General features: G+C 73.4%; 25 protein-coding genes and 1 riboswitch. Of the genes, 12 read left to right on the top strand and 13 right to left on the bottom strand.

The genetic code is table 11. The annotated features are described in order from the left end of the window. Positions 1–3: 3 nt before the first annotated feature. Positions 4–822 carry an ABC transporter ATP-binding protein gene (locus ACFV9M_RS31285; RefSeq protein ID WP_385077381.1) on the bottom strand — a complete coding sequence of 273 codons (819 nt, stop codon included), beginning with the start codon at positions 820–822 and terminating at the stop codon, positions 4–6. 146 nt (positions 823–968) lie between these two features. Between ACFV9M_RS31285 and ACFV9M_RS31280 the strand changes: the two genes are divergently transcribed. Next, positions 969–1,256, top strand: a complete 288-nt coding sequence (locus tag ACFV9M_RS31280; RefSeq protein WP_385077378.1) for a toxin-antitoxin system HicB family antitoxin — start codon at positions 969–971, stop codon at positions 1,254–1,256. A gap of 4 nt (positions 1,257–1,260) precedes the next feature. Next, positions 1,261–1,635 (top strand): fic family toxin-antitoxin system, toxin component, encoded by a 375-nt coding sequence (locus ACFV9M_RS31275; RefSeq protein WP_385077376.1) that lies wholly within the window; start codon positions 1,261–1,263, stop codon positions 1,633–1,635. Positions 1,636–1,664: 29 nt separating this feature from the next. Here ACFV9M_RS31275 and bioD read toward each other — a convergent pair whose 3' ends face one another. The 3 genes from bioD to bioB are packed head-to-tail and all read right to left on the bottom strand — an operon-like array spanning position 1,665 to position 4,961. Next, the gene (gene bioD, locus ACFV9M_RS31270; protein ID WP_385077403.1) at positions 1,665–2,432 is read right to left on the bottom strand and encodes a dethiobiotin synthase; all 768 of its coding nucleotides are present in this window, start codon (positions 2,430–2,432) and stop codon (positions 1,665–1,667) included. A gap of 2 nt (positions 2,433–2,434) precedes the next feature. Continuing rightward, positions 2,435–3,715, bottom strand: a complete 1,281-nt coding sequence (locus ACFV9M_RS31265; RefSeq protein WP_385077374.1) for an adenosylmethionine--8-amino-7-oxononanoate transaminase — start codon at positions 3,713–3,715, stop codon at positions 2,435–2,437. Beyond that, positions 3,708–4,961, bottom strand: coding sequence for a biotin synthase BioB (gene bioB / locus ACFV9M_RS31260; protein ID WP_385077371.1), 1,254 nt, complete (start codon positions 4,959–4,961; stop codon positions 3,708–3,710). The genes ACFV9M_RS31265 and bioB overlap by 8 nt, the downstream gene beginning before the upstream one ends. 148 nt (positions 4,962–5,109) lie before the next feature. Between bioB and ACFV9M_RS31255 the strand changes: the two genes are divergently transcribed. Next, positions 5,110–6,237, top strand: a complete 1,128-nt coding sequence (locus tag ACFV9M_RS31255; RefSeq protein WP_385077368.1) for an 8-amino-7-oxononanoate synthase — start codon at positions 5,110–5,112, stop codon at positions 6,235–6,237. Between the two features lie 68 nt (positions 6,238–6,305). Here the strand turns inward: ACFV9M_RS31255 and ACFV9M_RS31250 are convergent, their stop codons facing one another. Continuing rightward, on the bottom strand, positions 6,306–6,548 hold the full coding sequence (locus ACFV9M_RS31250) for a DUF397 domain-containing protein (RefSeq protein ID WP_385077365.1): 243 nt from the start codon (positions 6,546–6,548) through the stop codon (positions 6,306–6,308). 9 nt (positions 6,549–6,557) lie between these two features. After that, positions 6,558–7,418 carry a helix-turn-helix domain-containing protein gene (locus ACFV9M_RS31245; RefSeq protein ID WP_385077362.1) on the bottom strand — a complete coding sequence of 287 codons (861 nt, stop codon included), beginning with the start codon at positions 7,416–7,418 and terminating at the stop codon, positions 6,558–6,560. Positions 7,419–7,630: 212 nt separating this feature from the next. On the opposite strand from ACFV9M_RS31245, the gene ACFV9M_RS31240 reads away from it, so the two are divergent. Next, a complete protein-coding gene (locus ACFV9M_RS31240) occupies positions 7,631–8,089 on the top strand; it encodes an ATP-binding protein (protein ID WP_385077359.1) in 459 nt (152 codons plus the stop codon). Positions 8,090–8,854: 765 nt separating this feature from the next. Here ACFV9M_RS31240 and ACFV9M_RS31235 read toward each other — a convergent pair. The 3 genes from ACFV9M_RS31235 to ACFV9M_RS31225 form a co-directional block, all read right to left on the bottom strand. Continuing rightward, positions 8,855–9,328, bottom strand: coding sequence for a C40 family peptidase (locus ACFV9M_RS31235; protein WP_385077357.1), 474 nt, complete (start codon positions 9,326–9,328; stop codon positions 8,855–8,857). A 3-nt stretch (positions 9,329–9,331) separates the two neighbouring features. Continuing rightward, positions 9,332–9,543, bottom strand: a riboswitch (cyclic di-AMP (ydaO/yuaA leader). Between the two features lie 339 nt (positions 9,544–9,882). Beyond that, positions 9,883–10,191, bottom strand: a complete 309-nt coding sequence (locus tag ACFV9M_RS31230; RefSeq protein WP_385077354.1) for a hypothetical protein — start codon at positions 10,189–10,191, stop codon at positions 9,883–9,885. 7 nt (positions 10,192–10,198) lie between these two features. Then, the gene (locus ACFV9M_RS31225; protein ID WP_385077351.1) at positions 10,199–10,834 is read right to left on the bottom strand and encodes an ATP-dependent Clp protease proteolytic subunit; all 636 of its coding nucleotides are present in this window, start codon (positions 10,832–10,834) and stop codon (positions 10,199–10,201) included. Between the two features lie 63 nt (positions 10,835–10,897). On the opposite strand from ACFV9M_RS31225, the gene ACFV9M_RS31220 reads away from it, so the two are divergent. Then, positions 10,898–11,179 (top strand): type II toxin-antitoxin system Phd/YefM family antitoxin, encoded by a 282-nt coding sequence (locus ACFV9M_RS31220; protein ID WP_385077348.1) that lies wholly within the window; start codon positions 10,898–10,900, stop codon positions 11,177–11,179. 244 nt (positions 11,180–11,423) lie between these two features. On the opposite strand, the gene ACFV9M_RS31215 is transcribed toward ACFV9M_RS31220, so the two are convergent. Beyond that, positions 11,424–12,437: an ABC transporter permease gene (locus ACFV9M_RS31215; protein WP_385077346.1), complete on the bottom strand. Its 1,014-nt coding sequence runs from the start codon at positions 12,435–12,437 to the stop codon at positions 11,424–11,426. Between the two features lie 117 nt (positions 12,438–12,554). Between ACFV9M_RS31215 and ACFV9M_RS31210 the strand changes: the two genes are divergently transcribed. The 7 genes from ACFV9M_RS31210 to ACFV9M_RS31180 all read left to right on the top strand — a co-directional run bounded on the left by ACFV9M_RS31210 (position 12,555) and on the right by ACFV9M_RS31180 (position 18,011). Beyond that, positions 12,555–13,184 carry a TetR/AcrR family transcriptional regulator gene (locus tag ACFV9M_RS31210; protein ID WP_385077343.1) on the top strand — a complete coding sequence of 210 codons (630 nt, stop codon included), beginning with the start codon at positions 12,555–12,557 and terminating at the stop codon, positions 13,182–13,184. A 133-nt stretch (positions 13,185–13,317) separates the two neighbouring features. After that, a complete protein-coding gene (locus tag ACFV9M_RS31205; RefSeq protein WP_037727756.1) occupies positions 13,318–13,620 on the top strand; it encodes an urease subunit gamma in 303 nt (100 codons plus the stop codon). 11 nt (positions 13,621–13,631) lie between these two features. Further along, positions 13,632–13,943, top strand: coding sequence for an urease subunit beta (locus ACFV9M_RS31200; RefSeq protein WP_385077339.1), 312 nt, complete (start codon positions 13,632–13,634; stop codon positions 13,941–13,943). Then, positions 13,936–15,657, top strand: a complete 1,722-nt coding sequence (locus ACFV9M_RS31195) for an urease subunit alpha (RefSeq protein ID WP_385077337.1) — start codon at positions 13,936–13,938, stop codon at positions 15,655–15,657. Before ACFV9M_RS31200 ends, ACFV9M_RS31195 begins: the two co-directional genes overlap by 8 nt. Positions 15,658–15,667: 10 nt before the next feature. Further along, positions 15,668–16,342: an urease accessory protein UreF gene (locus ACFV9M_RS31190; protein ID WP_385077334.1), complete on the top strand. Its 675-nt coding sequence runs from the start codon at positions 15,668–15,670 to the stop codon at positions 16,340–16,342. Between the two features lie 234 nt (positions 16,343–16,576). Continuing rightward, on the top strand, positions 16,577–17,254 hold the full coding sequence (ureG, locus tag ACFV9M_RS31185; RefSeq protein WP_385074640.1) for an urease accessory protein UreG: 678 nt from the start codon (positions 16,577–16,579) through the stop codon (positions 17,252–17,254). A 1-nt stretch (position 17,255) separates the two neighbouring features. Continuing rightward, the gene (locus ACFV9M_RS31180; RefSeq protein WP_385074642.1) at positions 17,256–18,011 is read left to right on the top strand and encodes an urease accessory protein UreD; all 756 of its coding nucleotides are present in this window, start codon (positions 17,256–17,258) and stop codon (positions 18,009–18,011) included. Between the two features lie 113 nt (positions 18,012–18,124). Here the strand turns inward: ACFV9M_RS31180 and ACFV9M_RS31175 are convergent, their stop codons facing one another. From ACFV9M_RS31175 to ACFV9M_RS31165, 3 genes are all read right to left on the bottom strand, one after another. After that, positions 18,125–18,847, bottom strand: coding sequence for a lysophospholipid acyltransferase family protein (locus tag ACFV9M_RS31175; protein WP_385074645.1), 723 nt, complete (start codon positions 18,845–18,847; stop codon positions 18,125–18,127). Between the two features lie 148 nt (positions 18,848–18,995). Then, a complete protein-coding gene (locus tag ACFV9M_RS31170; RefSeq protein ID WP_385074647.1) occupies positions 18,996–20,384 on the bottom strand; it encodes a SpoIIE family protein phosphatase in 1,389 nt (462 codons plus the stop codon). A 197-nt stretch (positions 20,385–20,581) separates the two neighbouring features. Further along, a partial coding sequence (locus ACFV9M_RS31165) for a SpoIIE family protein phosphatase (protein WP_385074649.1) occupies positions 20,582–22,077 on the bottom strand: 1,496 nt, incomplete at its 5' end.

Genomic DNA, 22,077 nt, shown 5'->3' with positions numbered 1-22,077 from the left:
GGGTCAGTCCTTCCCGGCGGGCTCGCCGGGGGCCGCGCCGGTCTGGGCGCGGATCACGTCGAAGCGTTTCATGCGCTCCAGCACCGTCTCCGCCGTCGGACGCCCCATCTCGTCCACGATCCGTCCGTCGGCGAGGAAGAGCACCAGATCGGAGTGGGCGGCGGCGCCCAGGTCGTGGGTGACCATGACGACGGTCTGGCCCAGGCCGTCCACGGCCTCCCGGAGGAAGGCGAGGACCTCCAGGCCGGCGCGCGAGTCCAGGTTGCCGGTCGGCTCGTCCGCGAAGATCAGCTCGGGGCGGGAGGCGAGCGCCCGCGCACAGGCCACGCGCTGCTGCTGACCGCCGGACAGCTGGGCGGGCCGGTGCTTGAGACGGTCCCGCAGCCCCAGCGTGTCGATCACCCGGTCCAGCCACTCCCGGTCGGGCCTGCGTCCCGCGATGTCCATCGGCAGCGTGATGTTCTCGGCCGCGTCGAGGGTCGGGATCAGGTTGAACGACTGGAACATGAACCCGATCCGGTCGCGGCGCAGCCGGGTCAGCTCCCGTTCCCTCAGTCCCGTGATCTCGGTGTCGCCGAGCCACACCTGACCGCCCGAGACGGTGTCGAGTCCGGCCAGACAGTGCATCAACGTGGACTTTCCCGAGCCCGACGGCCCCATCACGGCGGTGAAGCGGCCCCGCACGATGTCCACGTCCACCGAGTCCAGGGCCAGCACGGCGGTCTCACCCGAGCCGTACGCCTTGGTCAGCCCGCGGGCCCGGGCCGCCACGTCGTCGGCCGCCGCCAGGCCGGGGGCGTGCCGCGCAGCAGGTGTGGACAAGGCTGCCTCCTCGATCGGGGGGACGTGCCGGTCTGCCGACGTGCCAGTCCCGACGAGCGTAGTGTGACCGGGCGCACACCCGGTATCCCTTTTGGCCACCCGACCGCCCTTGCCGGTGCTAGCGTCCCGGCGCTAGCGTCGACCGTATGGCGAAGACCCAGCTGAACGTCCGCGTCGACGAGGGCACGGCCCGCGCCGCCCGCGAGCGGGCCACCGCGCGCGGCATGAGCGTCAACCGCTACATCGAAGAGCTGGTCAGACAGGACACCGGCGAGGCGGGCCACACCTTCGTGGAGGCCGCGGCCGACTTCATGAAGCAGTACGAGACCGTCTTCGCCGAGGAGTTCGGCGCCGCCCGCGAGGGCCGCCCGGCCGGGAGCGGAACGGCCGGGGGCGGAACGGCCGGGAGCGGCCCGCACGAAAGTCGCCGCTGAACCCTTGGACGACCTGACCATCGACCTCGCCTGGCTGCTGATGCTCGCCGAGCAGAAGACACCGGGAGACCCCCAGGTCACCGACTGGGGAGCCCTGGTGGCGGCGGTGGCGCGCCATCAGGCCGAGATCTTCGACGTCCCCGTCTACGACACCCCGCACGCCCGCGCGGCGTCGCTGCTCCAACTCCTTCTCCACGTCCCCGCGCTGGAGCGCTCCAACGCCCTCTTCGCCTGCTCGGTCGCCTACGCCTACCTGGTGGCCAGCGGGGTGAAGGTCGTCACCTCGCCCGAGCAGGTCCGCGACCTGGCCCGCCTGGTCAAGAGCGGTGAGGCGTCGGTGCACGACATCGCGCGGGAGCTGCGCCAGTGGAGCCGGTGAGGCCCAGCCCGTGCCGGACTCAGGCGCCCTCAGACCTCGGCCGCCCTACCTGACGCACCTGACGTACTTGACGCACCCGCCGCGTCCGCCGTGTTCCTGCGGAACGCCTCCGCCTGCCACGTCCCCTCCAGGCGCGGTGCCAGCCAGCCCGGCGCCCGCTCGCGGAAGTCGGCGGGCGCCAGCGACCCGGCACCGGCGGGCAGCGCCCCCAGCAGCGGGGCGCCCGCGACCTGCGGGAGGTCGGTGACGTTGCACCGCATCGCCAGATCGGGGGAGCCGGGCCAGCTGCCGATGACCACCCCCAGCAACTCCACGTCGCGGCGCCGGAGTTCACGAGCCGTCAGTTCGGTGGCGTTCAGCGTGCCCAGGCCCGCCGGAGCCACCACCAGCACCGGCGCCCGCAGCGTCTGCGCGGCGTCGGCCAGGGTCCCGCCGGTGTCGTCGAAGCGGACGAGCAGTCCGCCCGCGCCCTCGACGAGGACCAGGTCGTGCTCGGTGGCCAGCTTGTCCGCGGCCTCGGCGATCTCATGCGGACGCACCGGTTCCCGGCCGGCCCGCCGGGCCGCAGTCGCCGGGGCCAACGGGTCGGGATAGCGGGCGAGTTCGGCGGTCGTGACGGCGCCCGCGAGCCGCGCGACCTCGTCGGCGTCCCCGCGCTCGTCCGGCCGTACGCCGGTCTGGGCGGCCTTCAGCACGGCCACCGACCGGCCCGCCGCGAGCGCCGAGGCGGCGAGGGCCGCGGTCGTGACCGTCTTGCCGATCTCCGTGCCCGTCCCCGTGATCACCAGGATCGGCATGTTCATCCCTCCCGCGCCGCCGCGCACACGGCGCGCGCGATCCGTGCCACGTCCGCGTCGCCCGTGACGTACGGCGGCATCGTGTAGACGAGGTCGCGGAAGGGCCGCAGCCACACGCCCTCCCGTACCGCGGCCTCCGTGGCGGCCTTCATGTCGACGGCGTGGTCCAGCTGGACGACACCGATGGCCCCGAGGACCCGTACGTCCTTCACACCCGGCACCTCCCGGGCGGGGGCCAGCCCCTCCCGCAGGCCGGTCCCGATCCGCTCGACCTCCGCGCGCCAGTCCTGGCCGAGCAGCAGCTCGATCGAGGCGCAGGCGACGGCCGCCGCCAGCGGGTTGCCCATGAAGGTGGGGCCGTGGGCGAGCACCGGGATCTCGCCCCGCGAGATCCCGTCGGCCACCCGTGCCGTGCACAGGGTGGCCGCCATCGTCAGGTAGCCGCCGGTCAGCGCCTTGCCGACGCACATCACGTCCGGTGCCACCGCGGCGTGCTCCGCCGCGAACAGGGCGCCCGTGCGCCCGAACCCGGTCGCGATCTCGTCGAACACCAGCAGGACGTCGTGCGCGTCGCACGCCTCGCGCAGCACCCGCAGATAGGCGGGGGAGTGGAACCGCATCCCGCCGGCCCCCTGCACCACCGGCTCGACGATCACCGCGGCCAGTTCGCCGGCGTGCCGTTCGATCGCCGAGCGCAGCCGCTCCGCGTACGCCTCGTCGTGGTCGGCGGGCGGCGCGTCCACGAACACCTGGCGGGGCAGCACCCCGGTCCACAGCTCGTGCATGCCGCCCTCGGGGTCGCACACCGACATCGGCTGCCAGGTGTCGCCGTGGTAGCCGCCGCGCCAGGTCAGCAGCCGCCGCTTGCCGGGACGGCCGAGCGAACGCCAGTACTGCAGGCACATCTTGACCGCGACCTCGACGGACACCGATCCCGAGTCGGCGAGGAACACGTGCTCCAGCCCCTCGGGTGACATGTCGACAAGGAGCTTCGCCAGCCGTACGGCGGGTTCGTGGGTGAGCCCGCCGAACATCACGTGGCTCATCCGGCCGAGCTGCGCGCGCACGGCCTCGTTCAGCACCGGGTGGTTGTAGCCGTGGATCGCCGACCACCAGGACGCCATGCCGTCGACCAGCTCGCCCGAGCCGTCGGCGAGCCGCAGCCGGACCCCGCTCGCCGACTCCACGACGAGCGGCTCGGCCCGGCCGGGCATCGGACCGTACGGATGCCACACATGCCGCCGGTCGAGGTCCAGCAGCTCCGGCACGTCCAGGTCAGGCATTGGGCGCGAGATCCGTCCCGGCACCCCGGCGGCGTACGGCGACCAGGTCGGTGCGGGGCTCACCGGCCGCCGCCACCGGGGCGGAACCGCAGACACCGCCCGCCCCGTGCGACCCGCAGCCCGCACCCTCGTGCGCTCCGCATCCGGCGCTCCCGTGCGACCCGCAGCCCCCGTCCTCGTGCGCTCCGCGCCCGGCGCTCCCGTGCGACCCGCAGCCCCCGTCCTCGCCGGCGGCGACGACGGCGCGGTGCTCCGGCAGCGTCACCTGCTCCACGCCCTCCACCTCGAAGCCGGCGTCCGCGATCATCTCCAGGTCGGCCCGGCCCGCCTGCCCCTCGCTGGTGAGGTAGTCACCGAGGAAGATCGAGTTGGCCAGGTGCAGCGCGAGCGGCTGCATCGTGCGCAGATGGACCTCACGTCCGCCCGCGATGCGCACCTCGACGTCCGGGCACACGAACCGCACCATCGCCAGGATGCGCAGGCACCGCTGAGGGGTGAGGTTCCACTCCTTGGCGAGCGGGGTGCCCTCGAACGGGATCAGGAAGTTGACCGGCACCGAGTCCGGGTCCAGCTCGCGCAGCGAGAAGACCACGTCCACCAGGTCCTCGTCGCTCTCGCCCATTCCGGCGATCAGCCCGGAGCAGGCGGACAGGCCCGCCGCGTGCGCCTTGTGGACCGTGTCCACCCGGTCGGCGTACGTGTGCGTGGTCGTGATGTCCGCGTACGTCCCCTCGGACGTGTTCAGGTTGTGGTTGTAGGCGTCGGCGCCCGCCGCGCGCAGCCGCTCCGCCTGGCCCTCGGAGAGCAGACCGAGGCAGGCGCACACCTCGACCTCCTCGTTCCGCTCCTTGATGGCCTTGATGGTCTCGGAGACCCGGTCCACGTCCCGGTCCGTCGGACCGCGCCCACTCGCCACCAGGCACACCCGCTTCGCCCCGCCGGCCAGCCCCGCGGCCGCCGCCTCGGAGGCCTCGTCGGGCTTGAGCCAGGTGTACTTGAGGATCCCGGCCGTGGAGCCGAGCCGCTGGGAGCAGTAGGAGCAGTCCTCGGGGCACAGCCCCGACTTGAGGTTGACGAGGTAGTTGAGTTTCACCCGTCGCCCGAACCAGTTCCGGCGCACCCGGCCGGCCGCGGCCACCACGTCGAGCAGGTCGTCGTCGGACGTCGCGAGGACGGCCAGCGCTTCCGCACGGGTCGGCAGCTCGCGCCGAAGCCCCTTGTCCACCAGCGTGTTCAGCAGGTCCATGAGAGCCGATCCTGTCCTACCGAACCGCTCCGGGCCAAGGTAGGGATCGCACAACACGCCCGCTTCGACGTGTGGGTATTGCCACACCATGGGCGGCCACACCTGCCGCTAGTGTCTGTCCGCTACCTACAAAAGCACCGGAGGAACCATGGCGTTCGGCTGGATCGACGAGCAGGCGGAGCTGCGCCGCCGCGCCGGACTCGTACGGACCCTGCGTCCCCGGCCGGCCGACTCGCCGCTCCTCGACCTCGCGAGCAACGACTACCTGGGCCTGGCCCGTCACCCGGAGGTCACCGAGGGCGCGGCGCGGGCCGCCCGGACCTGGGGCGCCGGCGCCACCGGTTCCCGTCTCGTCACCGGCACCACCGAACTCCACGCCGAGCTGGAACGGGAACTGGCCGGCTTCTGCGGCTTCGAGGCGGCCCTCGTCCTCTCCTCCGGCTACGCCGCGAACCTGGCGGCGGTCACCGCGCTGGCCCCGTACGGAACCCTGATCGTCTCGGACGCCGGGAACCACGCCTCGCTCATCGACGGCTGCCGGCTGGCCCGCGGCACCACCCAGGTCGTAGCACACGCCGACCCGGACGCCGTGCGCAAGGCGCTCGGCACGCACCCGGGCCCGGCGCTGACGGTCTCCGACACGGTGTTCTCGGTCGACGGCGACGCGGCCCCGCTGGCCGCCCTCGCCGAGGTGTGCCGGGAGCACGGGGCCGGGCTGGTCGTCGACGACGCCCACGGGCTCGGCGTCCTCGGCACCGGCGGGCGCGGCGCCCCGCACGCCGCGGGGCTGGCCGGCGCCGGCGACGTCGTCGTCACGGTCACGCTGTCCAAGTCGCTCGGCAGCCAGGGCGGGGCCGTGCTCGGTCCCGCGCGGGTGATCGAGCATCTGGTGAACGCGGCCCGGACGTTCATCTTCGACACCGGCCTCGCTCCCGCGGCGGCGGGCGCCGCCCTCGCGGCGCTGCGGCTGCTGCGCCGCGAACCGGAACGCGCGGCACGCGCGCGTGCGGTCGCGGGCGACCTGCACGCGCGGCTGACGGCCGCGGGTCTGGAGGCGGTGCGTCCGGACGCCGCGGTCGTCTCCGTGCGTGCGCCGTCCCCGGAGCGGGCCGTGCGCTGGGCGGCGGACTGCCGGGCGGCAGGCCTGACCGTGGGCTGCTTCCGTCCTCCCTCCGTGCCCGACGGCGTCTCACGCCTGAGGCTGACCGCCCGTGCGGACCTCTCCGAGGCGCAGATCGAACGCGCTGTACGAGTGATCGGCGAGACACGACCATGAGTCGGCGTGACACGGCCGTGCGCCGGGATACGGGTGGGGGGTAGGGGTCCGGGCGTTCCGGACGAAGGTCAGCGGAACGCTGCCGTGAAGCCCGTCCAGCTCTCGGGGGAGAAGAGCAGGGCGGGTCCGGCCGGGACCTTGGAGTCGCGCACGGCGAGCAGACCGGCCCACGGTCCGGTCTCCGGGCGGGCCGTCTCCACGCAGTTGTTGGCGCCCGTGCTGTAGCTGCTGCGCAGCCACCGCAGATCCTGCGGACGGTGGCGGTCGTGCAGGTCGGTGCTGGAGGGTACGTTCCGAGGCAGTGCAGTCATGGTGCCTCCTTACGCGCCGTCAGCTTTCGCGGCGATGTAATCCAGTGTGTCCTCGGGCGAAAGAGCGTGCACCCGAAGGGCGTTGAAGGCCTCGGTGTAGGCCTGGAGGTGTTCTTTCCGTTCGAGGTAGAGGCTACTCGTCAAGTGGTCGAGAACAACCACATCCAGATCAGAAGTGCTCGTAAACGAGAAGATAACGAAAGAACCTGTGACTCCGATATGAGCTCCGGCACTGAACGGCAGTACCTGGAGCGTCACTTGGGGAAGCCGGCCCGCCTCCACGAGCCGGTCCAGTTGCCGCGCCATGACCTCCGGGCCCCCCACCTCCCGGTGCAGCACGGCCTCGTCCAGCACCGCGTTCAGCGTCAGCGGCGGCTGCACGCGCAGTACGTCCTGGCGGGCCAGCCGCACCTCCACCAGAGTGTCCAACTGGTCCGCGTCGGCGCCCTCGACGGCGGCCCTCGTCACCGCCCGCGCGTACTCGGGTGTCTGGAGCAGCCCCGGGACCACGGTCGTCTCCAGGGTGCGCATCGCGCTCGCCTGCGACTCCAGGCTGATGAAGTCCCGGTAGGCGGGCGGCAGTACACCGCGGTAGGCGTGCACCCAGTGGTCCCGTCCGCCGCTGTCGACGGATCCCGCCAACGCCAGCATCAGCTCGCGCAGTCGGGGATCGGTCACGCCGTAGGCGTCGAGGAGTAACCGCACATCGGCCGGTTTCGTACCGCTGGTGCCGGTCTCGATCCGGCTCACCTTCGACTGGTGCCAGCCGACGAGCCGGGCCGCCTCCCCACTGGTCAGGCCGAGGCGGGCGCGCAGGGCCCGCAGTTCGGCGCCCAGTTTCCGGCGGCGTACCGCGGGACCGTGCTGCATAGAGCTCTCCTTACTCCCTACGAGCCGTCCAAATACGCTCTGCCGTGGCAGAGTTCACCGCATCGAGCGACAGATATATGCACATCTTGGTGGATCGCCACCGGTGACGGCCCGCTGATGGCAATCTGGCGACGAAGCACCAGTCCGGGACCGTACTCGAACCATCCGCACCGTGTCGGACTCCGGTCCCGTGGGAAAGGGACGGCATCGCCATGGCAGACCATCTGGAAGCATCCCTCACTCTGCCGAGCGACCCGGCCTCGGTGTCCACGGCTCGCGCGTTCGTGCTGACCACGCTGGGGGGATGGGGTCTTCCCGCGGAGGCGGAGACGGCCGACACCGTCCGCCTCATCGTCTCCGAGCTCGCCACCAACGCCGTACAGCACACCTTCGGGCAGTCGCCCACCTTCAGGGTGGACCTCCGGCTCGACCGGGACGAGCTGCTGCGTGTCGGCGTCACCGACAGCCACCCGCGCTTCCCCAGGCGCCTGCCGGCCGCCGTCCAGCAGGACAACGGCCGCGGCCTGGTGATCATCCGGTGGCTGACCGCGGAGTGCGGCGGAAGACTCCGCGTCCGCCCCACCCGCGAGGGCGGCAAGACCATCTCCGTCGACCTGCCGTGGACGGTGCCCGTGGAACCGGTGGCGACGGCGGGCCAACAGGAACCTTGACCCCGCGCGGCTTCCGGGGCGGGGGACGTGGAGCGGTGAGGGGCGTGGAGTACGTGTGTGGGGGGTGGGGGACGGAGGGCGGGGCGGAGGGTTGCGGGGATGGGGCGCGGGCGCGGGGGTGGGGTGCCGGGGGGCTTGGGGGCTCGCGGGTGTGGGGTCACTGGGGGCTGCGCGGGGAGACGGGCCGCACGGGAGCGGCTGTCCGCCGGACGAGTGGTGTGCGGGGCGCGGGCGCGGGTGTCCGCCGAACGGGTGGTTTCTGGCGGGCGTGAGCGCGGGCGACGCGCTCGGCCGGCAGGGGGTGGCGTGGGGGTGGCAGCGGCCGCCGCCGGAGGGGCGGAGGAACGGCGGAGGAGCGGCGGGGCAACGGCGGAGGAGCGGCGGAAGGCGTGGTGTTCCGGAGCCGGACGAGGCGAGGCGGAAGCCGACCGGTGGGGGACTGGCGAGGCTCCGCGACTGGGGAGGGCTGTGGAGGGCTGTGAAGCTGTGGAGGCCGGCGTGAAGGCCACGGAGGGCGGTTGAACGGCTGCGGGACGGCCCTGGGCGGGGCGCAGGCGGCGCGATCGGCCGGCTGACGGCCCTCACGCTCCCACGGCCGCCCATGGCCCTGATCCGCCCCTGATCCGCCCCTCCCGGCACCCGGAGCCGGGCTCCAGGGCGGGGCTGCGGGGGGCGGGGCTGCGCGGCCGGGCTCCGGAGGCGGTGGCGGCGCGTCAGGGACGCCGCCACCACCCCCGGAGGGTCACTTGACCCGGCCGCGGAGGATCACTTGACCCGGCCGTACCAGACGCTCTTGGTCCAGATCTTCTGCAGCCTCACCACGTCCCCGGTCTTCGGGGAGTGCCAGATCTTGCCCTTACCGGCGTAGATCCCGACGTGGTAGACGTACGACCCCGAGTGGAAGAACACGAGGTCCCCGGCCTTGCGATTGCTCGCCGAGATGTGGCGGGTCTTGTTGTACTGCTGGGCCGCCGTACGGGGCAGTTTCTTGCCCGCCTTCTTGAACGAGTACAGCGTGAGCCCGGAGCAGTCGAACCTGTTCGGTCCGGTGGCCCCGTACTTGTAGGGCGAACCCTTTTTGGAGGCCGCGATCTGGAGTGCCTTCGTCGCCGGGGTGACGGCCGCTGCTTCGGAGGCGACACCCGGGACCACGATCGAGCCGCCCACGGCGGCGATGGCGAAGGCCGAGGCCGTGCCGGCCCGGGCCATGAGCGACGGGACACGATTGAGCGCAGTCATGCGCAACCCTTCGTCAGCCGCCTGTGAAGGATGACCTGTCGGATTCGGGCTGGCGAAGTTGCCCGGCCGCTGCTGCGGCTTCACCCCAAGGGCTGCTCGGTCCGGTCGTGGCGCGACCGCTCCGGCGACCCGTCGTGCTTGGGTCCTCCACTCCTGCCGATGCACTCCTGTCGACCGGTCATCCGGGCGGCGGCAGGACTCGGCGTCCGCCCGGACCGCCCCGCCGCTTGTGGCGGGGGCTTGTCGTCAGTCAGGGATCTTGGCGCACCGATGTCCGAAAATCCCAACGCAACCGGGGATTTGTGGGGTTACTCACCACTCACCCGTTCGGGTGGACACCCTGATGGCGGGTCAGGTGTCAAGGCGACGACATACCCCCCGACCAGCGCCGGAACCTGACGTTCCGGCGCGGTGCCCCTCATTTCGCGCAACCGCTGTGGGCTGGAAAAAGCAGTCGAGGATAGGCCGCCCGGGGGTACGCCGTTCGGTCCGTTTCAACTCGGGGCCGAGCGTCACGCTTTCGGCGAACACGGAGCCGTCGGGACACCCGTACGTCATCGGTCGGGGAGCGGAGGCATCGTGACGCGCGCCGTGCGGCGCTCCCCGTCCAGCACGCGCAGCGCCCGCGCGAGCGTCGGCGCGTGCAGTTCGCTCTCGCCCCGCTGGTGCATCAGCGTCAGCGCGTCGCGCAGCGCGGTCGCCCTGCCGACCAGTGCCTGGGCGGCGCGCAGTCCGCTGTAGGTGTCGCCGTGGCGGGCGGGGTTGATCCGGCCGAGCAGGTCGACCACCTCCAGGTAACGGTCGATCAGCTCGGCCTCGGCCCGGGTCAGCGCGGGCAGCGGAGGCAGCTCGGGAGGCAGCATCGGCGGCTCACCCCACACCCGGCAGGCCGCCGGAAGCCCGGCGGGCCGGGACCACCCGGTCCACCAGGCCGTACTCCACGGCCTGGCGGGCGTCGAGGATCAGGTCCCGTTCGAGGTCGGCGTCGACCTGCTCCGGGCGGCGCCCGGTGTGCCGTACGAGCATCTCCTCCAGGCGGGTGCGGGTGCGGGCCAGTTCCCCGGCCTGGACGACCAGATCGCTCGTCTGTCCCCGCACCGGCTCCGGCAGCGCCGGCTGGCGGAGCACCACGCGCGCGCCCGGCAGCACGGACCGCTTGCCCGGTGTGCCCGCGGCCAGCAGGACGGCGGCGGACGAGCCGGCCTGGCCCAGGCAGACGGTCTCCACGTCACAGGTGACGTACCGCAGCGTGTCGTAGACGGCCGACATCGCGCTGAACGAGCCGCCCGGTGAGTTGACGTACAGCGAGATGTCCCGGTCGGGGTCCCGGTGCTCCAGGTACATGAGCTGGGCCATCACGTCGTTCGCCGCGGTGTCGTCGATCGGCGTGCCCAGGAAGACGATGCGCTCCTCCAGCAGCTTGGAGTACGGGTCCAGCGTCCGGTGCCCCGAGCCGGTGCGTTCGGTGAACTCGGGCAGGACATGGCGGGCGGACGGTCGGGTCATGGAGCCCCCTCTTTCGGCGTCTGTAAAAAATGTACAGGACGTACGTGACGTTAGAATGGGGTCATGGCCTACGAGATTCCGGTGACGCAAGCCAGGGCTGAGCTCGCCGACCTGATCAACCGGGTGGTGTACGGCGGTGAGCGCGTCGTCGTGACGCGGCACGGCAAGCCCCTCGTCGCCCTGGTCTCCGCCGCCGACCTGGAACGGCTCGACGCGCTCGACGCACCGGGCGACGAGCAGGTGATCAGCTCCGTCTCCGCGGTCCCCGCGGCGGCGGCCTCGGCCCCCCGCGAACAGCAGCGGTTCGGGATCGCGGCCGAGCACCGGGGGCCGAACCCCCACTAGACGGCCGCGTCCGTGCGCATCCAGGGCGGATGTGGCCGGATGGCCGGATGGGCCGGATGGGCGGATGGGTCCGGATGGGCGGATGGGCCGGACGCGCAGGACCGTGCGCCCTCCGCCAAGGCGGACGGGCGCACGGTCGGTCGGGGTTTCCGGCGGCGGGCCGGGCCGCCAGGCCGCTGGGGCGCCGGTGGGTGTGGCTTCCGGAGGGTGCGGCCCCGGGGTGGCGGGTCAGTCGGCGGGCGGGTCAGCCGGCGAGTGCGGCTTCCCGGTCGGCGGCCGGTGCGGCGCTCCTCGCGCGCCCCTTCATCGCGTCGCCGAGCAGCACCGCTCCCAGGCCCAGCACGGCCCACCAGGTGAGGGTCAGGGCGGGGCCGGTGGCCGCCGCGCCGTCGAAGAAGGACACCGAGCGCAGCAGCGTCGTCCCCGCGCCCGGCGGCAGCCACTGGCCGATCGCGCCGACCGGCTCGGGCAGCATCTCCGGCGCCGAGGCCGCCCCGGAGAACGGGTTGCCGAGGAACATCACGGTGAACGCGGCCAGGCCGATGCCCGCAGGGCCCAGCAGGGCGGCGCACCCGGCCACGGCCGCGCACACCGCGAGCGTCGACAGGCCGAACGTCGCCGCCTCCGCCCACCAGTCGCCGGCGAGCACCCCCAGCCAGCTGTGCGCGAGCGCCGCCGCGACGAGCCCCACCAGGGCGGCGGTGCCGACCAGCGCGAGCGCGGCGCGGACTCCGCGCAGGCCGAGCAGGGTCACCACCGCGCCCGCCGCGATGCCGGCCAGCGCCAGCGGGAGCACGCTCGCGCTCAGCGCCGCCCCGCGCGGGTCGTTCGCGGAGGCGGCGACGACGTCCACCGTCCGGACGTCGGTGCCGTCGGCCGCGGCCTGCCGGTCGACCGCCTGCTGCAACAGCTGGGCGACGACCGGGCTCGCGGCCGACGCGGTCAGCAGCTCGGGGCCCTGCGGAGTGACGACCACGGCGCCGTACACCGTCCGGTCCGCTATGGCGGCGCGGGCCGCGGCCTCGTCGCCGTAGCGGTGGATCTCGAAGGCGCCCTCGTGCTGTTCGAGGCGCTTCTCCACCTGGGTGATCGCGGCCTCGGGGCCGGCCACACCGAGCGGCAGGTCGCGGGGCGCCGTGCGGGCGGCCGGCCAGGCGAAGGCCCACAGGGCGAGCGCCGCGAGCACGGGGACGAGGACGACGGCCGCGATCACGCGCCGGGCGGGAGGCCTGGTGGCGGGGGCGGGAACGGTGTTCATGGGAATCTCCTCCGGCTCCGACTCCAAAAAGAAGGATCGTTCGTTTTAGCTCTGTCACCACCGTGCGACGCCGGCGTGCGGCTTGTCAAGAAGGAACGTTCGTTTTACTTTTGGACCATGGCACGCGTATCCCAGGCCCATCTCGACGCCCGCCGCCGGCAGATCCTCGACGCCGCCGCGCTCTGCTTCGCGCGCAACGGCTTCCACGCCACCTCCATGCAGGACGTCCTGAAGGAGGCCGATCTCTCGGCCGGCGCGGTGTACCGGTACTTCGGCGGCAAGGACGAGCTGATCGCAGCGATCGTCTCGGAGGTGCTGGGCGAGGTCCGGGCCGCCTTCGAGGCGGCGGCCGAGCAGAGCCCGCCCCCGCCGCCCGACCGCCTCGTGCCCGCCGTCCTCGACCGGACCCTCGGCCTGCGCGAGTCCCTCACCGTGGACGGCGTCCCCGCCTTCCCGCGCCTCGTCGTCCAGGTCTGGTCGGAGATCCCGCGCAACGACACCCTCGCGGCCGTCCTGCGCGAGGGCTACACCGTCGTGCGCGCGGCATGGGCGCGGATCGTCGAGGCCCACCAGGCGGCCGGGACGATGCGCTCGGACGTACCGCCGGACCACGTGGCCCGCACGATGATCGCCACCGTCCTCGGCTTCATCGCCCAGCAGGCCCTGTTCGGGCCGACCTCGGTGGAGGTGCTGCGCGACGGTCTGCGCGCGTTGATGAGCATGCCGGGCACCGACCCCGAGGTCTGATGGTCACACGGCTCGGGTAACGTGCGTGAAACGCGGCCCAACTAGCCTGCCCCTTCACGTCACCAGGGACTTTTCCCCTGTGGCCGCGGCAACCGGGCCCCGCGAGGTCCGTAGCGAGGATGTGAGGTGGGACGTGCAACTGACGCCGCACGAGCAGGAGAGGCTGCTGATCCACGTGGCGGCCGACGTCGCCGAGAAGCGCCGCGCCCGCGGGCTGAAGCTCAACCACCCCGAGGCCGTCGCCCTCATCACCGCGCACCTCCTCGAAGGGGCACGGGACGGCCGTACGGTCGCCGAGCTCATGGCCTCCGGCCGCAAGCTGCTCACCCGCGACGACGTCATGGAGGGCATCCCCGAGATGATCCACGACGTCCAGGTCGAGGCGACCTTCCCGGACGGCACCAAGCTCGTCACCGTCCACGACCCGATCGTCTGAGAGGGGCCCCGATGATTCCCGGAGAGATCCTCTTCGCCGAGGACCCGATCGTGTACAACGAGGGCCGCGAGGTCACCCGGCTCACCGTCCTCAACGCCGCCGACCGGCCCGTCCAGGTCGGCTCCCACTACCACTTCGCCGAGGCCAACCCCGGCCTGGAGTTCGACCGCGCCGCCGCGCGCGGCAAGCGGCTGAACGTCCCCGCGGGCACCGCCGTGCGCTTCGAGCCGGGGCTGCCCGTCGACGTCGCCCTCGTCCCCCTCACCGGCGCCCGCGTGGTGCCCGGGCTGCGCGGCGAGACCGGAGGCGCCCTCGATGCCTGAGATCTCCCGTGCCGCGTACGCCGACCTGTTCGGCCCCACCACCGGTGACCGCATCCGGCTCGCCGACACCGACCTGATCGTCGAGATCGAGGAGGACCGTTCCGGCGGTCCCGGACTCGCCGGGGACGAGGCCGTGTTCGGCGGCGGCAAGGTCATCCGCGAGTCCATGGGCCAGTCCCGCGCCACCCGCGCGGACGGCGCGCCCGACACCGTCGTCACCGGCGCCGTGATCGTGGACCACTGGGGGATCGTCAAGGCCGACGTCGGCATCCGCGACGGCCGGATCACCGGCATCGGCAAGGCGGGCAACCCCGACACCATGGACGGGGTCCACCCGGACCTGGTGATCGGCCCGGAGACCGAGATCATCGCGGGCAACGGCCGCATCCTCACCGCCGGAGCCGTCGACGCGCACGTCCACTTCATCTGCCCGCAGATCGCCGACGAGGCGCTCGCGGCGGGCGTCACCACGCTCGTGGGCGGCGGCACCGGGCCCGCCGAGGGCTCCAAGGCGACGACCGTGACGCCCGGCCCCTGGCACCTCGCCCGCATGCTGGCGGCGATGGAGCAGTACCCGCTGAACATCGGCTTCCTCGGCAAGGGAAACACCGTCTCCCACGAGGCGATGCTGTCGCAGATCCGGGGCGGCGCGCTGGGCCTCAAACTGCACGAGGACTGGGGCTCCACGCCGGCCGTCATCGACGCCTCGCTGACCGTCGCCGAGCGGACCGGCATCCAGGTCGCCATCCACACGGACACCCTCAACGAGGCCGGATTCGTGGGCGACACGCTCGCCGCGATCGCCGGCCGCGGCATCCACGCCTACCACACCGAGGGCGCCGGCGGCGGGCACGCGCCCGACATCATGACCGTCGTCTCCGAGCCGCACGTCCTGCCCAGCTCGACGAACCCGACGCGGCCGTACACCGTGAACACCGCCGAGGAACACCTCGACATGCTGATGGTGTGCCACCACCTCAACCCCGCGGTCCCCGAGGACCTGGCGTTCGCCGAGTCCCGGATCCGGCCCTCGACCATCGGCGCGGAGGACATCCTCCACGACCTGGGCGCCATCTCCATCATCTCCTCCGACGCGCAGGCCATGGGGCGGGTCGGCGAGGTCGTCCTGCGGACCTGGCAGACCGCGCACGTGATGAAGCGGCGGCGGGGGGCGCTGCCCGGCGACGGCCGGGCCGACAACCGGCGGGTACGGCGGTACGTCGCCAAGTACACGATCAACCCGGCGCTCGCCCAGGGCCTCGCCCGGGAGATCGGCTCCGTCGAGACGGGCAAGCTCGCCGACCTCGTCCTGTGGGAACCGGCGTTCTTCGGCGTCAAGCCGCACCTGGTCATCAAGGGCGGGCAGATCGCGTACGCGCAGATGGGCGACGCCAACGCCTCCATCCCGACCCCGCAGCCCATCCTGCCCCGCCCGATGTACGGGGCGATCGGCCGGGCACCGGCCGCCAACTCCGTCAACTTCGTGGCCCCGCTCGCCCTCGAGGACGGACTGCCGGAACGGCTGGGCCTGGGCAAGGAGTTCGTCGCCATCGACTCCACGCGGGGCGTGACCAAGGCGGACATGCGGGAGAACGACGCCCGGCCCCGGGTCGAGGTCGACCCCGACAGCTTCGCCGTGCGCATCGACGGGGAACTCGTCGAGGCGACCCCGGCCGCGGAGCTTCCCATGGCCCAGCGCTACTTCCTCTTCTGAGGACGCCGGTATGACAAGGGCAGCGCTTCTCGTCCTGGCCGACGGCCGCTTCCCCGCCGGAGGGCACGCGCACTCCGGCGGGGCGGAGGAAGCGGTCAAGGCGGGACGGATCACCGGCGCGGCGGACCTGGAGGACTTCTGCCGCGGGCGGTTGCACACGGCGGGGCTGGTGGCGGCCGCCCTGGCCGCGGCCGCCGCGGCCGGCGCCGACCCGGCGGAGCTCGACGCGGCGGCCGACGCCCGGACACCGTCCCCCGCGCTGCGCACGGCCGCGCGGAAACTGGGACGGCAGCTGACGCGAGCGGCGCGGGCGGTCTGGCCGAGCGACGAACTGGACACCCTGGCGAGGGCGTTCCCCAAGGGCGCCCACCAGCCGGTGGTGCTGGGCCTGGCGGCCCGCGCGGCCGGACTCGGGCCCGAGGAAGCGGCGCACTGCGCGGCGTACGAGAGCGTGAGCGGACCGGCGACGGCGGTGGTGCGGCTGCTGAGCCTCGACCCCTTCTCGGCGACGGCGGTGCTGGCGCGGCTGGCGCCGGAGACGGACCGGGTGGTCGACCGGGCGGTCGCGGCGGGGCGGGCGGCGGTGACGGGCGGGGCCGATGTGCTGCCGTCCGCGTCGGCGCCGCTGCTCGAGATCGGGGCGGAGGGGCATGCGGGGTGGCCGGTGCGGCTGTTCGCGTCGTGAGGGGGTGTCCGTCAGGGGTTCCGCCCCTGTGACCCCGCCAGGGGGCTGCCGCCCCCTGGACCCCCGCTTCGGCCCTGAACGGGCCTCGTCCTCAAACGCCGGACGGGCTGGATGGGCCTGACCGGCGTCTCGTCAGGTGACGCCGGGTGGGCTGGATGGGCCTGACCGGCGTCTCGTCAGGTGACGCCGGGTGGGCTGGTGGCTGACCGGCGTTCGCAAACGAAGGAGTTCCACGTGCACCTCGATCACTCCCACCCCGTCACCCCGGCCGTCGGTGCCGACGCCCGTCGTCCCGACGGCTCGCGGCGCGCCCTCCGTATCGGGCTCGGCGGTCCCGTCGGGTCCGGGAAGACCGCCACCGTCGCCGCGCTCTGCCGTGCCCTGCGGGACGAACTCTCCCTGGCCGTCGTGACCAACGACATCTACACGCGGGAGGACGCGGAGTTCCTGCTCCGGGAGGCCGTGCTGCCGCCGGAGCGGATCACGGCCGTCGAGACGGGTGCCTGTCCGCACACCGCCATCCGGGACGACATCTCCGCCAACCTCGAGGCCGTGGAGGACCTGGAGGACGAGGTGGGGCCGCTCGACCTGATCCTCGTCGAGTCCGGGGGCGACAACCTGACCGCCACCTTCTCCAAGGGCCTGGTGGACGCCCAGATCTTCGTCATCGACGTCGCCGGCGGGGACGACGTCCCGCGCAAGGGAGGGCCCGGCGTCACCACCGCCGACCTGCTCGTCGTCAACAAGACCGACCTCGCGCCGTACGTCGGGTCCGACCTCGCCCGGATGGCCGCCGACGCCAAGGCGCAGCGCGCCGAACTGCCCGTCGTGTTCCAGACGCTGAGGGGTGCGACCGGTGTGCGGGACGTCGCCGAGTGGGTGCGGGAGCAGCGCGCCGCATGGGTGGCGTGAGATGAGCGGTGTGCACGCCACCGCCCGGATCCGCGCGCGGCGGGACGGGCGCGGCGGGACCGCCCTGCCCGTCCTGGAGAGCGACGGGCCCCTCGCGCTGCGGCGTACCCGCGGTGCCGACGGCGGGGAGGCGCGCGTCATGCTCGTCGGCGCGATGAGCGGCCCCCTCGGCGGCGACCGCCTCGCCGTCGAGGCGGCCGTCGACAGCGGTGCCCGGCTGCGCCTGGGCTCGGCCGCCGCCACCATCGCCCTGCCGGGTCAGGGCAAGGAGGAGGCCCGCTACGACGTACGGATCGACGTCGCCGACGACGGGGAACTGCACTGGCTGCCCGAGCCGTTGATCTCCGCGCAGGGCAGCGACCTGCACGTCACCACCCACGTCGGACTGGCCCCCCGGGCCCGGCTGGTGCTGCGCGAGGAGCAGGTACTCGGGCGGGTGGGGGAGGAGCCGGGGCGCCTGACCAGCCGCCTCGTCGTACGGGTCGGCGGACGGCCCGTGCTCGACCAGCAGCTGGCCTGCGGTCCGGGCGCCCCCGGCGGCTGGGACGGGCCCGCCGTCCTCGGGGGACACCGCGCCCTCGGTCAACTGGTCGTCGTCCGGCCCGAGTTCCACGACCGGCCGGTGACCGCCCGGGTCGTCGGCGACACCGCCACCCTCGTGCCGCTGGCCGGACCGGCCGCCCTGGTGACCGCCGTCGCCCCGGACGGGCTGCGGCTGCGGCGCATCCTGGACGAGGCGCTCCTGTCCCTGGAGTGACGTCCGCGTTCCCGCGGCCGGCGGCCGGCAACCGGGTTTTCTCCGGTCGGTCGACGGGCGCGGATCGCTGGTGATCGCCGCCGCTCGCCGCTGTCGTCGCCGTACGGCGCGGGTCAGCTGAGCGGCAGCCGCGGGAACCTGCGCGCCTTCTCCCGGGCGGCCTCCTCCTCCGCCTTGACCACGGCCGCGTACCGGTCGACGTACTCCTGCTCCGACAGCGTGAGGATGGCGTACATGATCTCGTCGGTGACCGCGCGCAGGATGGTCTTGTCGTTCTCCATGCCGGCGTAGCGGGAGAAGTCCAGGGGCTCGCCGAAGCGGATGACGACGGGACGGAAGGAGGGGATCACCTTGCCGGGCGGCTGCGCCTCGAAGGTGCCGATCATGGCGCAGGGGACGACCGGCACCCCGGCCTTCAGGGCCATCACCGCGACGCCGACCTTGCCCCTGTAGAGGCGGCCGTCGTGCGAGCGGGTGCCCTCCGGGTAGATGCCCAGCAACTCGTCCTTGCGCAGAACGCCGAGACCTTCGCGGATCGCGGCCTGACCGGCCTCCTTGCCGGAGCGGTCGACCGGGATCTGCCCGACGCTGTGGAAGAAGGCGGCGGTCAGCCGGCCCTTGATGCCGGGACCGGTGAAGTACTCGGCCTTGGCGAGGAAGGTGATGCGCCGTTTGAGGACCGCCGGCATCAGGAAGTGGTCCGAGAACGACAGGTGGTTGCCGGCGATGATCGCCGCGCCCGACGCCGGTACGTGTTCCCGCCCCTCTATCCGGGGCCGGAACAGCAGACGCAACAGCGGCCCCAGCACCACGTATTTCAGAAGGTAGTAGAACAAGGCGTCGCTCCTCAGTCCGGCCAATCGGGGGGCCGCCGTGTTCCGGCAGGTCAACCGGGGTGGTGTGGGGTGCCAGTGTAGGCGGGGGCGAGTGCCGCCGGAACCCGGGGACTGACGGCACGTCACCCCGCTGACGTCGGGTACCCGTTCACAGCCGCACGATGACGAGCGCCGTGTCGTCGGTCGTGCCACCGGGCGGCAGCAGCTCCAGCAGGACGGCGTCGGCCAGGCTCTCGGGGTCCTCGGTCCGGTGCCGGGCGAGGGCCTCCGCCAGACGGGCCAGGCCGGTGTCGATGCCCTCGTGCCGCCGCTCCACCAGGCCGTCGGTGTACAGCGCCAGTGTGGCGCCGGTGTCGAAGAAGGTGGTCGCCTGCGGCCGGGGGACCGGGTCGGGCCGGGCGTCGAGCGGGGGATCGGTCGCCCGGTCGAGCAGTTCCACCCGGCCCGAGGGGTGCACCAGCACCGGCGGGAGATGGCCGGCGCTGCTGTACGTGATGGTGTGGTGGTCGAAGTCGACGAACGTGGTGACCGCCGTGGTCGCCTCCGCGCCGTCCACCACGTGCGCGTACCGGCCCAGCACGTCCAGGGCCTGGGCGGGCCCCGCGGCCATCCGGGAGGCGGCGCTGAGCGCGCTGCGCAGCTGGCCCATCACCCCGGCCGCCGCCAGGCCGTGCCCGACGACGTCGCCGACGGCCACGCCGATGCGGTGGCCGCCGACGAGGTCGACCAGGTCGTACCAGTCCCCGCACACGTTGAGCGCGCCGACCGCGGGCCGGTAGCGCACGGCCGCGCTGTGGTGGCGGACCCGTCCGGGCGCGGGCAGCATCGCCTCCTGGAGGGCGAGGGCCACCTCGCGCTCACGGGCGTGCGCCCGCCGCAGCCGCTCGTTGACCTCCTGGAGTTCGCGGGCGCGGGCGTACAGCTCGGCCTCCAGCGCGTGCGGCGGGCTCTCCGTCCGGCTTGCCGACCGGTTCTCCGACCGGCCTGCCGGGTGGTTCTCCGGCTGGTTCCCCGGCTGGTTCTCCGACCGGCTCCCCGGCGGGTCTCCCGGCAGGTTCTCCCGGTTCTCCAGCTGGTTCTCCGACCGGGGCCCCGAGGGGTCTCCCGGCTGGTTCCCGGGCCGGTCGCCGCCGCGGGCCCGGAGCAGTTCGGTGACCTCCTCGACGCGGTGCACCACCAGCACCACGGAGCCGTCCGGCCCGCGCACGGGCGCGTTGACCGGGCTCCAGTAGCGCTCCTCCCACTCGTCGGGCCGGTCGAGCGACTGGACGTCGTAGCGTTGCAGGGCCATGGCGTCGCGCTCGCCGGTGGCCAGCACCCTGCGCAGCGAGGCCTCCAGATTGCGCACGCCGTCCGCCGTGGGGTTGTTCGGGTTGTCCGGGAAGACCTCGAAGAGATGGCGTCCGACCACCTGCTCGCGCCGGCGTCCGGCCATGCGCAGGAACGCCTCGTTGGCGTCGGCGAAGAGCAGCCCGGGGGTCAGCAGGGACACGCTGCCGGGCAGCGCCTGGAACACCGCGGCGTAGTCGATCGCCACCTCTGTCCCAGTACCGGTCCCAGACCCGGTCCCGGTCCCGATACCGGTCCCAGAGCCGATACCGGTCCCGGTCCCGGTCCCGTCCGTTCCGCCCGGTCCATGCCCCATCCGACCCACGCCCCGTCCGACTGCTGCCGCGTATGTCGATATTCGGACATTTTGTCACGAAGGCCGGTCGGCGGGGAGCGGCGGCCGCGTCACAGCTCCGGTCCCGTGAGCGACTGCTCGGCCCAGATGATCTTCCCGCCGGGGAGGAAGCGGGTGCCCCAGCGCCGGGTGACCTGCGAGACCAGCAGCAGCCCCCGCCCACCCTCGTCCGTGGTGCGCGGATGACGCAGATGGGGCGCGGTGGTGACGCCGTCGTGCACCTCGCAGACCAGGGACCGCTCCCGGATCAGCCGCAGCCGGATGGGGCCCGCGGCGTGCCGGATCGCGTTGGTGACGAGCTCGCTGACCACCAGTTCCGTGGTGAAGGACAGCTCGGTGAGGTCCCACTCGGCCAGGCGGCGGCTCGCGGCCTTGCGGGCCTCGGCGACCGCGGCCGGGTCGGCGGGCAGCTCCCAGTCCGCGACCTGGTCGGGGGAGAGGCGGCGGGTGCGGGCCATCAGCAGTGCCACGTCGTCGTGCGGCCGCTCCGGGACGAGGACGTCGATCACCGCCCGGCAGCGCAGGTCCAGCGCGGGGTCCTGCCGTTCCAGGGCCCGCCGCAGCCGCTCCCGGTCGGTGTCGAGCGCCCACTCCTCGCCCCCGGCCAGCAGGCCGTCGGTGTGCAGGGCGAGCGTGCTGTCCGGCGCGAGCAGCAGTTCGGTCGACTCGAACGGCGGCCCGCCGGCGCCCAGGGGCGGCCCCAGCGGCAGGTCGACGAAGGTGACCGTGCCGTCGGGCAGCACGACGGCCGGCGCGGGATGCCCGGCGGCGGCCATCGCGCAGTGCCCGTCGACGGGGTCGTAGACGACGTACAGGCACCCCGACCCCACCGCCTCCGGGGCCTCCACCCCCGCCTCCGGCCCGCCGCCCCCCTCCCTGACCGTACAGGCGACCAGGTCGTCGAGGTGGGCGAGGACCTCGTCCGGCGGCAGGTCCAGGGCGGCGAGTGTCCGCACGGCGGTCCGCAGCCGCCCCATGGCCGCGGCCGCGTCGATGCCGTGCCCGGGCACCTCGCCCACCACGAGCGCCACCCGGGCGCCCGACAGCGGGATCAGGTCGTACCAGTCCCCGCCGATGCCGGTCAGCTCGTCGGCCGGCAGGTAGCAGGCGGCCACCTCGACGGCGTCCTGCTCGGGCAGCCGGTGGGGGAGCAGACTGCGCTGGAGCACGAGCGCCGCGTCGCGCTCACGGGTGTAGCGGCGGGCGTTGTCCACGCAGACGGCCGCCCGCGACACCAGGTCCTCGGCCAGCAGGACGTCGTCCTCGGCGAAGGGCTCCTTGCCCGGGTGGCGCAGGAACGTCGTGATGCCCAGGGTCGTGCCGCGCGCCCGGACCGGCACCACCAGCACACTGGGCGGCCCGGCGTGCTCCCCGCCGACGGCGGGCAGCGCGGTCGCCCACTCCTCGGTCTCCCCCAGCCGCTCCGCCCGCCAGGGCCGCCCGGTGGCCAGACAGCCCACGGGAGGCGACCCGGCCGGGTACGCGACGACGGGATGCGCCCCGGCACCGGAGCCGGCATCGGCGCGACCGGAGCCGGAACCGGGGC

This window comes from Streptomyces sp. NPDC059895 (assembly GCF_042731035.1).
GTDB lineage: Bacteria > Actinomycetota > Actinomycetes > Streptomycetales > Streptomycetaceae > Streptomyces.
Note: the sequence above shows the minus strand (reverse complement) of the source record. Positions and strands in the feature narration are given on the sequence as shown.

Excerpts from the sequence above, each read along its gene's own strand:
- ACFV9M_RS31250 (WP_385077365.1), bottom strand. The coding sequence starts at position 6,548 with ATGACTGCACTGCCTCGGAACGTACCCTCCAGCACCGACCTGCACGAC.
- ACFV9M_RS31210 (WP_385077343.1), top strand. The coding sequence starts at position 12,555 with ATGGCACGCGTATCCCAGGCCCATCTCGACGCCCGCCGCCGGCAGATC.
- ACFV9M_RS31200 (WP_385077339.1), top strand. The coding sequence starts at position 13,632 with ATGATTCCCGGAGAGATCCTCTTCGCCGAGGACCCGATCGTGTACAAC.
- ACFV9M_RS31180 (WP_385074642.1), top strand. The coding sequence starts at position 17,256 with ATGAGCGGTGTGCACGCCACCGCCCGGATCCGCGCGCGGCGGGACGGG.
- ACFV9M_RS31195 (WP_385077337.1), top strand. The coding sequence starts at position 13,936 with ATGCCTGAGATCTCCCGTGCCGCGTACGCCGACCTGTTCGGCCCCACC.
- ACFV9M_RS31245 (WP_385077362.1), bottom strand. The coding sequence starts at position 7,418 with ATGCAGCACGGTCCCGCGGTACGCCGCCGGAAACTGGGCGCCGAACTG.
- ACFV9M_RS31225 (WP_385077351.1), bottom strand. The coding sequence starts at position 10,834 with ATGACCCGACCGTCCGCCCGCCATGTCCTGCCCGAGTTCACCGAACGC.
- ACFV9M_RS31255 (WP_385077368.1), top strand. The coding sequence starts at position 5,110 with ATGGCGTTCGGCTGGATCGACGAGCAGGCGGAGCTGCGCCGCCGCGCC.
- ACFV9M_RS31190 (WP_385077334.1), top strand. The coding sequence starts at position 15,668 with ATGACAAGGGCAGCGCTTCTCGTCCTGGCCGACGGCCGCTTCCCCGCC.
- bioD (WP_385077403.1), bottom strand. The coding sequence starts at position 2,432 with ATGCCGATCCTGGTGATCACGGGGACGGGCACGGAGATCGGCAAGACG.
- ACFV9M_RS31280 (WP_385077378.1), top strand. The coding sequence starts at position 969 with ATGGCGAAGACCCAGCTGAACGTCCGCGTCGACGAGGGCACGGCCCGC.
- ACFV9M_RS31235 (WP_385077357.1), bottom strand. The coding sequence starts at position 9,328 with ATGACTGCGCTCAATCGTGTCCCGTCGCTCATGGCCCGGGCCGGCACG.
- bioB (WP_385077371.1), bottom strand. The coding sequence starts at position 4,961 with ATGGACCTGCTGAACACGCTGGTGGACAAGGGGCTTCGGCGCGAGCTG.
- ACFV9M_RS31230 (WP_385077354.1), bottom strand. The coding sequence starts at position 10,191 with ATGCTGCCTCCCGAGCTGCCTCCGCTGCCCGCGCTGACCCGGGCCGAG.
- ACFV9M_RS31215 (WP_385077346.1), bottom strand. The coding sequence starts at position 12,437 with ATGAACACCGTTCCCGCCCCCGCCACCAGGCCTCCCGCCCGGCGCGTG.
- ACFV9M_RS31265 (WP_385077374.1), bottom strand. The coding sequence starts at position 3,715 with ATGCCTGACCTGGACGTGCCGGAGCTGCTGGACCTCGACCGGCGGCAT.
- ACFV9M_RS31240 (WP_385077359.1), top strand. The coding sequence starts at position 7,631 with ATGGCAGACCATCTGGAAGCATCCCTCACTCTGCCGAGCGACCCGGCC.
- ACFV9M_RS31220 (WP_385077348.1), top strand. The coding sequence starts at position 10,898 with ATGGCCTACGAGATTCCGGTGACGCAAGCCAGGGCTGAGCTCGCCGAC.